This window comes from Streptomyces sioyaensis (assembly GCF_004122735.1).
Classification (GTDB): Bacteria; Actinomycetota; Actinomycetes; order Streptomycetales; family Streptomycetaceae; genus Streptomyces; species Streptomyces sioyaensis.
Window position 1 is genome coordinate 21,905 of record NZ_SDIF01000021.1, and the last position, 11,703, is coordinate 33,607.

The 11,703-nt window shown below is 70.2% G+C and carries 11 protein-coding genes; 8 read left to right on the top strand and 3 right to left on the bottom strand.

Annotated elements, in window-relative coordinates; translation table 11 throughout:
• Positions 1-12: 12 nt before the first annotated feature.
• Positions 13-633: a TetR/AcrR family transcriptional regulator gene (locus EST54_RS10320; protein ID WP_275416036.1), complete on the top strand. Its 621-nt coding sequence runs from the start codon at positions 13-15 to the stop codon at positions 631-633.
• Here EST54_RS10320 and EST54_RS10325 read toward each other — a convergent pair.
• Positions 628-1,692 carry an Lrp/AsnC family transcriptional regulator gene (locus EST54_RS10325; protein ID WP_129247297.1) on the bottom strand — a complete coding sequence of 355 codons (1,065 nt, stop codon included), beginning with the start codon at positions 1,690-1,692 and terminating at the stop codon, positions 628-630. The two genes, EST54_RS10320 and EST54_RS10325, sit on opposite strands and share 6 nt — an antisense overlap.
• A 118-nt stretch (positions 1,693-1,810) precedes the next feature.
• Here EST54_RS10325 and EST54_RS10330 point away from each other — a divergent pair, with 118 nt between their 5' ends.
• Positions 1,811-3,037, top strand: a complete 1,227-nt coding sequence (locus tag EST54_RS10330; protein WP_129247299.1) for a M20 metallopeptidase family protein — start codon at positions 1,811-1,813, stop codon at positions 3,035-3,037.
• Positions 3,038-3,105: 68 nt separating this feature from the next.
• On the top strand, positions 3,106-4,431 hold the full coding sequence (locus EST54_RS10335; RefSeq protein ID WP_217371181.1) for an MFS transporter: 1,326 nt from the start codon (positions 3,106-3,108) through the stop codon (positions 4,429-4,431).
• A 411-nt stretch (positions 4,432-4,842) separates the two neighbouring features.
• Here the strand turns inward: EST54_RS10335 and EST54_RS10340 are convergent, their stop codons facing one another.
• Positions 4,843-5,475 carry a TetR/AcrR family transcriptional regulator gene (locus tag EST54_RS10340; RefSeq protein WP_129247301.1) on the bottom strand — a complete coding sequence of 211 codons (633 nt, stop codon included), beginning with the start codon at positions 5,473-5,475 and terminating at the stop codon, positions 4,843-4,845.
• A gap of 443 nt (positions 5,476-5,918) precedes the next feature.
• On the opposite strand from EST54_RS10340, the gene EST54_RS10345 reads away from it, so the two are divergent.
• Positions 5,919-6,782, top strand: coding sequence for an alpha/beta fold hydrolase (locus EST54_RS10345; RefSeq protein ID WP_129247303.1), 864 nt, complete (start codon positions 5,919-5,921; stop codon positions 6,780-6,782).
• Entirely contained in the window at positions 6,779-7,792 is a 1,014-nt protein-coding gene (locus tag EST54_RS10350; RefSeq protein WP_129247304.1) for a VOC family protein, read from the top strand. The genes EST54_RS10345 and EST54_RS10350 overlap by 4 nt, the downstream gene beginning before the upstream one ends.
• A 75-nt stretch (positions 7,793-7,867) precedes the next feature.
• On the opposite strand, the gene EST54_RS10355 is transcribed toward EST54_RS10350, so the two are convergent.
• Positions 7,868-8,590, bottom strand: coding sequence for an IclR family transcriptional regulator (locus tag EST54_RS10355; protein ID WP_129247305.1), 723 nt, complete (start codon positions 8,588-8,590; stop codon positions 7,868-7,870).
• A 210-nt stretch (positions 8,591-8,800) separates the two neighbouring features.
• Between EST54_RS10355 and mhpD the strand changes: the two genes are divergently transcribed.
• The 3 genes from mhpD to dmpG are packed head-to-tail and all read left to right on the top strand — an operon-like array spanning position 8,801 to position 11,594.
• Positions 8,801-9,622, top strand: a complete 822-nt coding sequence (gene mhpD, locus EST54_RS10365) for a 2-keto-4-pentenoate hydratase (RefSeq protein ID WP_129247306.1) — start codon at positions 8,801-8,803, stop codon at positions 9,620-9,622.
• Entirely contained in the window at positions 9,619-10,566 is a 948-nt protein-coding gene (locus EST54_RS10370) for an acetaldehyde dehydrogenase (acetylating) (RefSeq protein ID WP_129247307.1), read from the top strand. Before mhpD ends, EST54_RS10370 begins: the two co-directional genes overlap by 4 nt.
• Complete coding sequence (dmpG, locus tag EST54_RS10375) at positions 10,563-11,594, top strand: 4-hydroxy-2-oxovalerate aldolase (RefSeq protein WP_129247308.1); 1,032 nt, start codon at positions 10,563-10,565, stop codon at positions 11,592-11,594. The genes EST54_RS10370 and dmpG overlap by 4 nt, the downstream gene beginning before the upstream one ends.
• Positions 11,595-11,703: the final 109 nt, after the last annotated feature.

Consider the following 11,703-nt stretch of genomic DNA (forward strand, 5'->3'; position numbering starts at 1 on the left):
TGCGTCGCGGCGCTGCGCCTTATCGACGCCGACGGGGTCGAGGCGCTCACCATGCGCAAACTCGCGGCCGAGCTGAACGCCAACCCGATGTCGCTCTACCACCACGTGCCGAACAAGGAAGCCCTGCTGCGCGGCGTGGCGAAGCTGGTCGGCTCCCAGTTCCGCACGCCGGAAGGGGAGGACCGGCCCTGGCAGGAGCGGCTACGCCAACTCGCCATGGACTTCCGCGCGTTGGCGCACCGCCACCCCAATCTGGTGGCGCACACCTTCAGCCACCCCGACTTCATCCAGCCGGGGGACCCCTTCTGGCTGGAGCTCACGGGGACACTCGCCGCCGCGGGAGTGCCGCAACGCGAGGTCCCCCGGGTAGGCGCTGTGCTGTGTGCCGTGTTCTCGGGGCTGTTGCTCACCGAACTGAACGGAGCGCTGCAGCGATGGACGACCCTGCCCCCATCGCCTGCCGTTCACGGCGGGGAAGAGGCGTCCGAGGTGACGTCGGCCGATGCGGACACGTTGTTCCGCCGCGCGCTGGATGCCGCGATCGTCGGTGTGGAGAGCCAGACGGCTGCTTGCGTCGCGGGCCGTGGAACCGATGGCGGCACCTCGTGGACGAGTCGCTGCCGGGCGTCATGATGTGCTCGTGCCGGCCTCATCCGGGGGTGTGTCGTAGGGGATGTCCGCCCAGGGATTGAGGGATATCGGGCTGGTACTTCGACCGTGGCCGTCGAGTAGCCAGCCCATGCGTTTGCTCATGCGCAGGACGATGGCGCGTTCGGTCAGTGTCAGCGTGGGGAATCGTTCGGCGAGTCTGGTCTCCAGACGCTGGCTGTCGCCGAGGGAGCGCAGCCAGACGATGACGAGCAGATTGTCCGTTCCGGTGATCGCGGCGCACATCCTGATTTCCGGCAGGGTCAGCAGCGTCTGAGCGATCCTGTCGAGTTCGTGGGCGGGGACGCGAGCCCAGAAGTAGGCGTGCACGGGCCAGCCGCTGATGATGTCGGACACTTCGCAGCGGAAGGACACCAGGCCCTCGCGGACCATGCGTTCCAGGCGCCGGCGGGTGGTGGACACGCTGGTCGAGGTGAGGGCGGCAAGTTCGGCGGCTGTCCGGCGGCCGTCGGAAGACAGGGGCAGCAGAAGATCGCGGAACCGTTCGTGGGACGTCCGGCTTCCCGCAGAGGTCTGCGGGTGGTGGCGGGTCAGGTGGGCGCGCTGGTCGGGCGAGAGGGCCTGGAGCCGCCACTTGTTGCCTTCGCTGTAGAAGCGGGTTGCGGTGCTGGTACGGGTGCCGCGTACTCCGGGCAGCTGGCTGACGTGGTCCAGTACGAACCGCGACAGCGCCTGAAGGTCGGGGAACAGGGCCACGAGGAACAGGTCGCGGCCGCTGGCGACCTGGGAGATCGAGGCGATCTGCGGCACGCCTGCGAGCGCATCCACCACCTGCTGTCGGGCGGTGGGTTGGCAGTCGACTTCGATGAAGGCCAGACAGCACCGTTCGGTCCACAGCGCCAGGTTCGGGTAGGCGGTCACCCAGACGACGCCCTGTGTGGTCATGCGCTCCCAGCGCCGCGCCACAGTGGCCGAGTGGAGGCCGAGCACCTTTCCCACTTCGGTCCAGGTGGCCCGCGGCGCTATCTGCATCACATTGATCAGCGACAGATCATCTTCGTCGAGGCTGAACGAATCTTGCATTGGATCGCACCCTGTGAACGTTCCTGCTGATTTCGGCGCTGCCGCCGCGCGCCTGTCCACCCTAGGGACATCCGCCGTTCGACACCATGCCCGAGTCCCTGGAGGTGCACCCGCTGTCATGGCGACCTATGAGGATGCGACTGCGTTGCGCGACGAGCTGGTCCGGCTGCGTCGCGGCCTGCACACCGATCCCGAGGTGGGGCTGGACCTGCCGCGCACCCAGGAGAAAGTGCTGAGGGCGCTGGACGGCCTGCCACTGGAGATCTACACGGGCAGCCGGCTGTCCTCGGTCACGGCAGTGCTGCGCGGGGGGCGGCCGGGACCCGCCGTGCTGCTCCGGGCGGACATGGACGCCCTGCCGGTGACGGAGCGCACCGGTCTGGAATTCTCCTCCGCGACACCGGGCGTCATGCACGCCTGCGGCCACGATCTGCACACCACGATGCTGGTCGGTGCCGCCCATCTGCTCGCCGCGCGGCGGCAGGATCTGGCCGGCGACGTGGTGCTGATGTTCCAGCCGGGCGAGGAGGGATGCGACGGAGCGGGCGCGATGCTGGCCGAAGGCATCCTGGAGGCGGCGGGACCCCGGCCGGTCGCCGCCTACGCACTGCACGTGTTCACCACCGACTTTCCCGCCGGCGTCTTCATGGCGCGCAGTGGTGCGACCATGGCGGCGACCAACAACGTGGATGTCACCGTCATCGGAGCCGGCGGACACGCCTCGGCGCCGCACCGTGCCAAGGATCCGGTGCCCGCGGCATGCGAGATGGTCACCGCGCTGCAGACCATGGTCTCCCGAACCTGCGACCCCTTCGACCCGGTCGTCCTGACCATCGGTTCCTTCCACGCCGGCACCCGCCGCAACGTGATCCCCGAAACGGTGCGGCTGGAGGGCACCGTACGCACGTTCTCCACCCGGGCGCAGAACCGGATGCAGGACGCGGTGGTGACCCTCGTACGCCAGATCGCCGCCGCCCACGGTCTGCGGGCGGAGGTCGAGTTCACCAAGCGCTACCCGGTGACGGTCAACGACGAGCGCGAGACCGCCTTCGTCCGGTCCACCGTCACCGAGACCTTCGGAGAGCACCGCTTCCGGCCGCTCGCCCACCCCCTCACCGGCGCCGAGGACTTCTCCCGCATCCTGGCCGAGGTGCCCGGCAGCCTGGTCATGCTGGGCGCCGCTCCGTCCGGTGCAGATCCCTCGACGGTGGCGAACAACCACTCTCCCTATGCGGAGTTCGACGAGGGCGTGCTGTGCGACGGCGCCGCTCTCTACGCCGATCTCGCCACCCGCCGACTGGCCGCACAGTCCGCCGGAGGACTCGCTTCGACTCTCGCCTGCTGACCGTCCCCGTCGCTCATCTTGCCCCCGTCGCTCACCTTGCCCCTCGTCGCTCACCTTGGAGGTCCCCCTTGTCACCCGCACCCTCCACCCGCCCGGTGCCCGTCACCGAGCCGGGCCACAGACACTCCGGCCGGGAACAACGCCGCACCCTCATCGGCACCGGCATCGGCAACGCGCTCGAATGGTACGACTGGCACGTCTACGGCATCTTCGCGCCGTTCTTCGCCCAGCAGTTCTTCAATCCGGACAACGAACTGTCGGCCTTGCTGTCCACACTGGCCATCTTCGCCGTGGGCTTCGCGATGCGGCCGATCGGCGCCTTCGTCTTCGGCCGGCTCGCGGACCGCAAGGGCCGGCGCCTGGCCATGCTGCTCTCGATCGGCATGGGGTCGGCGGGCAGCCTGGCGATAGGCCTTGCCCCCACCTACGCGAGCATCGGCGCCGTGGCCTCGCTCATTCTGCTCCTGGCCAGGCTCACCCAGGGCATGGCGCACGGCGGCGAACTGCCCTCTTCCCAGACCTACCTCGCCGAGACGGCCCCGCCCGAGCGCCGCGGCCGGTGGACCAGCGCCATCTACGTCTCCGGGGCCTGCGGCATGCTGATCGCCACCCTGCTGGGCGCCGGCCTCGCGGCCCTGTACGGCACGGAGGCCCTGGAGGCATGGGGCTGGCGGGTGCCGTTCGTCATCGGCGGACTGCTCGGCGTCTACGCCCTGTTCCTGCGGCGCAAACTCACCGAGACGCACGCCTTCAACAAGGAACGCACGTCCCGAAGTGCGGCACCGCAGCGCCCGTCCGTGCTGCGCGGCATGTGGCAGAACCGTGCTGCTGCCGGGCGGGTGATCGGCCTGACCGCAGGCTTCACGGTGACCTACCAGGCCTGGACCACTGCTGCTCCCACCTACGCCATCAGCGTGACGAAGCTGGACTCGACCGCAGTGCTGCTCGCCGAGGTGGTCGCACTCCTGATCTTCATCGTGGCGCTGCCGCTGTGCGGATCGCTGTCCGACCGGTTCGGACGCCGGCCCAACATGCTGATCTTCGTTCTGGGCATGGCCGTGCTCGCCTACCCCCTGCTGCTCCTGGCCCGAGCGGGCCGAGTCTGGCAGCTCGGCCTGGCCATGACCATCGCCCTGCTCTTCACCGCGATGTGCGCGTCCATCGCGCCCGCGATCTTCGCCGAACTGTTCCCCACCAACGTGCGTACCACCGGCACCGGCGTCCCCTACGCGATCGCCGTGGCACTCTTCGGCGGAACCACCCCCTACCTTCAGACCTGGCTCGCCAGTCACCACGCACAGAACTACTTCACCGGCTACAACATCGCTCTGCTGCTGATCGGCGCCCTGGTCGTCCTCACCGGCCCCGAGACGCGAGCCAAGCCACTGGAGTAGGGCCCCAGCCGGACCAACGGCGGGCCGCGTCCTCATCACCGCCCCGGTCACCCCCCACCACAGGGCCCGAGACCCCCGGTACGCGCCGCGGGGTCGGCGCCGTCAGCCAAGTGCCGGCCCGCCGGGACAGTTCGTTCCCCGCCCGCAGCCCGTGAACTCCGCTCGGTTCAAGCGCCGTTGCCCGAGCGGTACCCGGCCCCGGCTGCCACCACCCGAGGTGGCCGGGGCCCCTCTCCGCACGGGGCTTTCCCACGAGGCATCGGGAGCCCCTTGCCTGTGGGCGTGCCGAGTCCAGGCCGGGTGCGAAGCCCGTCAACGGCTCGGTCGGCGCCACATCGGCTTTCGGGCTCGTGCAACAGCCGGCCGGATCCCGAAAGTCGTCGGGCAGCCCCCGTCACCATCCGGTCCCGGTCACCGTCCCGCACCGGCCGCCATGCGGCGTGCCACCTCGTGCACCGACTGGGCATGCAGTTCGAACATCGCCCTCAAGTCGACGGCGTCGCCGGTGATCTCCCGCTGTACGAACAGGCCGTCGGCGCCCGCGATGGCGTATGTCGTGAGCGTGTGGATCCCGTCCTCGTCCAACTCGGGGAAGAGGGTCTGCAGCATCTCGGTGATCTTCTGGCGCGCGACTCCCCTGACCTGGAGGAACACGGTCCGGCCCCGGGGCTCGGTGGGCCGCCGCTCCAGGGCGAGCATGAGACCGAGGCGCAGGAAGTCGGGCGCGTCGACCAGTGACTTGGCCACGTTCGCGGCCATGACGGTGACCCGCTGCAGGGACGTACCCGTCTCCTCGCCCGGCAGTTCGACCGCGGCGAGCCAGCTGTCGAAGCTGCGCTCGATGACCGCGGCGATCAGGTCGTCCTTGTCCTTGAAATGCCAGTAGATCGAGCTCGCCGGCAGTCCGCACTTGGCGCTGACGGCCGCGATGGACGTTCCCTCGTACCCGCGCTCACCCGCGATCTCCACGGCGGCGTCGAGGATGCGCTGCCGCGACTCCAATCCGTTCGCCCGCTTCCGGCGCGTCGTGTGGGGCCTGGTCATGGCACTTCCCTCCTGGTGCGCCGGGCCTTGACCGTATCCGGCGTCGAGCTTAGTGTAGCGTTCATTCCAATTGGAGTGACCGCTACAGTAAGTGGCGAGCCGGCCGGCGACCGTGAGGTGGCCGGCGCGAGAAGCCGGCGCCGGAAGCGGCGCCGGAGACGAATGCGTACGACGGTGGCGGTGATCGGGTACCCCGCGGGGTGACCGCTCCAGCTGGGCATGGCCCCGGGACCGTTGTCCTGGAGCGCGATGCCGAGGTTTCTTCCCGTGCCCGGTCCGTCTCAACGGCGTCCGGCAGCTGGATTCCCCAGCCGTGGACGACCAGGGACGGCGCCCCGCTGCCCTGGATGACCGCCCGCCGTGCGACCGCCTTCGCCCTGCGCGCCCACGCCGGCCGCCGCACTCCGCCCGACCGTGACCACCGCCCAGTAAGGACCGACACCATGACCCCGCAGACCGACCTGCCGACGATGCAGGAGACGACGTACGACATCGGCGGAAAGAAGATCTTCGCTGCGGAGGCGGGTGACGGCCCGCCCGTGCTCCTGCTGCACGGCGGCGGCCCCGGCGCCTCCGGCGTATCCAACTACGCCCGCAACATTGCCGAGTTGGCCAAGGAGTACCGGGTCATCGTGCCCGATCTGCCCGGCTACGGGCGCAGCACCAAGGGCGTCGACGGTACCGATCCGTTCGGCTACCTGGCCGACGGCATCCGCGGCCTGTTGGACGAACTCGGCCTGGAGAAGACCCATCTGGTCGGCAACTCCTACGGCGGCGCCTGCGCCCTGCGGCTGGCCCTGGACACCCCCGACCGGGTCGACCGCATGGTGCTGATGGGCCCCGGCGGGGTCGGCAACACCCGTGCCCTGCCCACTCCCGGGCTCAACAACCTGCTGGGCTACTACACCGGCGACGGACCCTCGCGGCTGAAGCTGGAGAAGTTCATCCGCAACTACCTCGTCTTCAACGCCGCGGAGGTCCCGGACTCCGCCATCGAGGAGCGCTACCAGGCCAGCATCGACCCCGAGGTGATCGCCTCTCCGCCGCTGCAACGCCCCGCCGGGCTGCGCACCTTGTGGAAGATGGACTTCACCCGCGACCCGCGCCTGAGCAAGCTGCCCGTGCCCACTCTCGTCCTGTGGGGCGCGGAGGACAAGGTCAACCGGCCGTCCGGCGGCCGGATGCTGGCTGACCGCATGCCCAACTGCGATCTGTACCTCGCCGCCAACACCGGACACTGGGTGCAGTTCGAGCGCACCGACCTGTTCAACCGCCTGTGCGCCGACTTCCTGGCCGGCCGCCGATGACCACACATGACGCCCCGTCCGTCTTCGGTGCCGTCCACCTCGGATACGTCGTCATCGAGAGCAACCGCTTCGCCGACTGGCGCCGCTTCGGCACCGATGCCATCGGCATGCACCACGAGGCCCTCTCCCGCAACCTGATGCGCTTCCGCCTCGACGAACAGGAATGCCGCTTCCTGCTCCGGCGTGGCCCCACCGAGGACGTCGTCGCGACCGGCTGGCACGTCGACGACCACGCCACCTTCGAACGCATCGAGGCCCGCATCCGCGCCCACGGCGTCCCCCTCACCGTCGGCACCGACGAGGAGGCCGCCCTGCGCGGTGTCGAGCGCCTGCTGCGTTTCCCCGGCCCCAAGGGCATCACACAGGAGATCTACACCACCCCGGCGACGTCGGCCGAGCCGCTGCGCATGCTCGCCTCAGGCTTCGTCACCGGCGAGGGCGGCATGGGTCACATCGCGCTGACCTCCACCAAGCCGGCGCAGACTCGGGCCTACTTCCACACCGTCTTCGACGCCCGCCTGACCGACTACATCGACGAGACCTTCAGCGGCGTCAAGTTCAAGATCCGCTTCCTGCGCGTCAACGAACGCCACCACTCCATCGCGGTCGCCGCTGCCCGCGGTCTGCCGATCGATGCGGTCCGCACCCGGGTGCAGCACGTCAACATCCAGGCCGCCACCCTCGACGATGTGGCCCAGAGCTACCAGCGGGTGCACGAACTCGGCTTCGACATGGCCCTGTCCGTCGGCCAGCACACCAACGACAAGGAACTCTCCTACTACGCCCGCACCCCGTCGGGCTTCGAGTGGGAGGTCGGCTGGAACCCCGTCGTCGTCGACGAGTCCACCTGGGAGCCCACCACTCACCAGGGCATCAGCATCTGGGGCCACCTCCCGGTCGGCCGGACCATCATCGACAAACTCGCCCAGTTCCGGGACGGGGCCCGCTCCCTGGGCCGCCCGGAGAGCACGGTTCCGTCGCTGAGCGGCGCAGGCATTCCCGGCGACTGACACGCAGTCGCTCACCGCGCCGGTCCAGGTGCCGAAGGCCGACAGCCGGGGCGATCCGGTGAGCTCATCGCCCGATCAGGTGCCGGAGCGCAACGCACGGGACAGTCCCAACGCGGCGGTCCGTACCGCCGGAGCGAGCTGGGCGGGCCGGAAGCGGCTGCGGGGCACGGCGACCGACAGCGCCGCCACCGCCACCGGCCCGTCGAAGACGGGTGCCGCGATGCAGCTGACGCCCAGGGCGGCCTCTTCCTCCTCGTAGGCCAGGCCCGCAACCTGAGCCTGCTCGATGGCGGTGCGCAGCCGCTCCGGATCGGTGACCGAGTGCGGCGTGAGGCGGGGGAGGGGCGTGTCCAGCACCTCCTCCGCCAGCTCAGCGCCGGAGAAGGCCAACAGCGCCTTGCCGACGCCCGTGCAGGTCAGGGGAAGCCGACCGCCGATCCGGGAGGGGAGCCGCAGGGCGCCGTGGCCGTGGATGCGCTCCACATAGACCACCTCGTGGCCTTCGCGCACCCCCAGATGGACGGTCTCGTGCGTGGCCTCGAACAGGTCCTGCAGAAAAGGCAGGGCAGCCTCGCGCAGATCATGCCGGCGTGGCACGAGCGAACCCAGTTCGAAGAGCTTGCCGCCGAGCCGGTAGCTCTCCGCATCGCGTTCGAGCAGACCGAGCCGGACCAGTTCGCCACACAGCCGGAACGCCGTGGTCTTGGTCAGACCTGCACGCTCAGAGAGTTCTGTGAGGCGGAACATACCGCCGTCCGGCCGGAAGCAATCCAGGATCGCCATTGCCTTGTCCAGCATGTTTCCCTGAGCGCTGTTCCGTGTCATGGAACATATTTTGCCGTCCTTCGCGAGGTGCGCCTATACCTGGCATGCGTCGCCTGCGTCTCATGCGTCGCCTCGACGGTCGGCACGCCCGTACCGCCCCCCACACCAGTTCCGCTCCCTTCCGGAGGTAACCCGCATGCCCATCCCACAGCCCCTTCGCACCGCTCCGGACAGGGGCGAAGCATGAACGCCCACGACTCCGCCGGTGCGGTGGCGGAGGCGGCGGCCGTCCTGGCCGAAGCCGCCCGCACCGGCGTCCCGTGCCGTCCGGTGCGTGATCTGCTGCCCGAGGCGGACAGCGAGGCCGCCTACGCGGTGCAGCGGCTGAACGTCGAGCGAGGCATCGCCGCCGGACGGCGCCTGGCAGGCCGGAAGATCGGCCTGACCTCGCCCGCCGTGCAACGCCAACTCGGCGTCGACCAGCCCGACTTCGGCGCCCTGTTCGCCGACATGGCGGTGCCCGAGGGGCAGCCGATCGCCCCCGGCCGGCTGTTGCAGCCGAAGATCGAGGCGGAGGTCGCCCTGGTGCTCGGCGCGGACCTGCCGCACCGGGACCCGACCGTCGCCGACCTGCTGCGTGCCACGGCGTTCGCCCTGCCCGCGCTGGAGGTCGTCGACAGCCGCATCGCCGACTGGGACATCAGCATCGTCGACACGGTCGCCGACAACGCCTCCTGCGGCCTGTTCGTCCTCGGCGGCACCCCCGTACCGCTGGACCGGGTCGAGCTGCGCGACGTACGGATGACCCTGACCAGGAACGGCGAGACCGTCTCACGGGGCACCGGCGCCGACTGCCTGGGCAGCCCGCTCACCGCCGCCCTCTGGCTCGCCGCCACGCTCGCCGGCCTGGGCGAGCCGCTGCGGGCCGGCGACATCGTCCTGACCGGCGCCCTCGGCCCGATGGCCGTCGCCGCCGAAGGGGACGAGTTCACCGCCCACATCGAAGGACTCGGCACGGTCACCACCGCGTTCGCCGCCCCCGCCACGGAAGGAACCGGAGCATGACCACGAAGGCCGCCGTCATCGGCTCGGGCAACATCGGCACCGACCTCATGATCAAGATTCTGCGGCTCTCCGACTCTTTGGAGATCGCCGCCATGGCCGGCATCGACCCCGACTCCGACGGCCTGGCCCGCGCCCGACGGCTGAAGGTCGCGACCACCCACAAGGGCGTGGACGGCCTGGTCGAGCTGGACGAGTTCGCGGACGTGTCCCTCGTCTTCGACGCCACATCCGCCGGCGCGCACCGGCGCCACAACGAGGTCCTGCACCGACTGGGCCGCTCGGTCGTCGACCTCACCCCTGCCGCGCTCGGCCCGTACGTCGTGCCGCCGGTCAACGGCGACGCCCACCTGCACGCGCCCAACGTCAACATGGTCACCTGCGGCGGGCAGGCCACCATCCCCATCGTGGCCGCCGTCGCGGCCGTGACCCCGGTCCACTACGCAGAGATCGTCGCCTCCATCTCCTCCCGTTCGGCGGGCCCCGGCACGCGGGCCAACCTCGACGAATTCATCGAGACCACCTCGTCGGCCATCGAGCAGGTCGGCGGCGCGGCCCGCGGCAAGGCCATCATCATCCTCAACTCCGCCGAACCGCCCCTCATCATGCGGGACACCGTGCACTGCCTCATCGGTGACTGCGACGACGCCGCGGTGACCGCCTCCGTGGCGGAGATGGCCGCGCGCGTCCAGACGTACGTCCCCGGCTATCGCCTCAAGCAGAAGGTGCAGTTCGAACGCGTCGCCGTCGACAGCCCACTGCGCTCCCTGCTGCCGGCCGCCTCCCGGTCCGGCCAGGCCGCCAAGGTGTCGGTGTTCCTCGAAGTGGAGGGCGCCGCCCACTACCTGCCCGCCTACGCCGGCAACCTCGACATCATGACCTCGGCCGCCCTGCGCACCGCCGAGCGCATGGCCGCCCACCGCACCACGAAGGTGGTCTCCCGATGACCGCACCCCAGCCGAACACCCTGTACGTGCAGGACGTGACCCTCAGGGACGGCATGCACGCCGTCCGCCACCGCTACACCGTCGAGCAGGCCCGCACCATCGCCGGCGCACTCGACGCCGCGGGAGTCGCCGCGATCGAGATCGCCCACGGCGACGGCCTGGCCGGCTCCAGCATCACCTACGGCGTCGGCGCCCACACGGACTGGGAGTGGATCGAGGCCGTCTGCGACGCCGTGACCCACGCGGTGCCCACCACCCTGCTCCTGCCCGGCATCGGCACCCTGCACGACCTGCGCCGCGCACATGCGCTCGGCATCCGCTCGGTACGCGTCGCCACCCACTGCACCGAGGCCGACATCTCCGCCCAGTACATCGCCGCCGCCCGCGACCTGGGCATGGACGTGGCCGGCTTCCTGATGATGTCCCACATGGCCGACCCCGCCGAACTGGCACAGCAGGCGAGGTTGATGGAGTCCTACGGCGCGCACTGCGTCTACGTCACCGACTCCGGCGGCCACCTCACCATGGACGGCGTACGCGACCGCGTCCGCGCCTACCGCGACGTCCTCGATCCGTCCACCGAGCTGGGAATCCACGCCCACCACAACCTCGGGCTCGGCGTGGCCAACTCGGTCGTCGCCGTCGAGAACGGCGTCACCCGCGTCGACGCCTCCCTCGCCGGCCAGGGAGCCGGAGCCGGCAACTGCCCCCTGGAAGCGTTCGTCGCGGTCGCCGACCTGATGGGCTGGGAGCCCGGCTGCGACCTGTTCCCCCTGATGGACACCGCCGACGACGTCGTACGCCCCCTCCAGGACCGCGAGGTGCGGGTCGACCGCGAGACCCTCAGCCTCGGCTACGCCGGCGTGTACTCCAGCTTCCTGCGCCATGCCGAGACGGCCGCCCGCCACTACGGTATCGACGCCCGCGCCATCCTCATCGAGGTCGGCCGCCGCAACCTGGTCGGCGGCCAGGAAGACATGATCACCGACATCGCCCTCGACCTCGCCGCAGCCCGCACCACCGCCTGACCCGAAAGCCGCACGCGGTCGGTTGAGGCCGAGCCGGAAGCAGGGATCCACCAGTCAACGGCCGTCCCAGGACCTGGATTCTGCCGGCCGAGCGGGATCAGCGGCCGGC

Excerpts from the sequence above, each read along its gene's own strand:
- EST54_RS10325 (WP_129247297.1), bottom strand. The coding sequence starts at position 1,692 with ATGCAAGATTCGTTCAGCCTCGACGAAGATGATCTGTCGCTGATCAAT.
- EST54_RS10330 (WP_129247299.1), top strand. The coding sequence starts at position 1,811 with ATGGCGACCTATGAGGATGCGACTGCGTTGCGCGACGAGCTGGTCCGG.
- EST54_RS10340 (WP_129247301.1), bottom strand. The coding sequence starts at position 5,475 with ATGACCAGGCCCCACACGACGCGCCGGAAGCGGGCGAACGGATTGGAG.
- EST54_RS10345 (WP_129247303.1), top strand. The coding sequence starts at position 5,919 with ATGACCCCGCAGACCGACCTGCCGACGATGCAGGAGACGACGTACGAC.
- EST54_RS10350 (WP_129247304.1), top strand. The coding sequence starts at position 6,779 with ATGACCACACATGACGCCCCGTCCGTCTTCGGTGCCGTCCACCTCGGA.
- EST54_RS10355 (WP_129247305.1), bottom strand. The coding sequence starts at position 8,590 with ATGCTGGACAAGGCAATGGCGATCCTGGATTGCTTCCGGCCGGACGGC.
- mhpD (WP_129247306.1), top strand. The coding sequence starts at position 8,801 with ATGAACGCCCACGACTCCGCCGGTGCGGTGGCGGAGGCGGCGGCCGTC.
- EST54_RS10370 (WP_129247307.1), top strand. The coding sequence starts at position 9,619 with ATGACCACGAAGGCCGCCGTCATCGGCTCGGGCAACATCGGCACCGAC.
- dmpG (WP_129247308.1), top strand. The coding sequence starts at position 10,563 with ATGACCGCACCCCAGCCGAACACCCTGTACGTGCAGGACGTGACCCTC.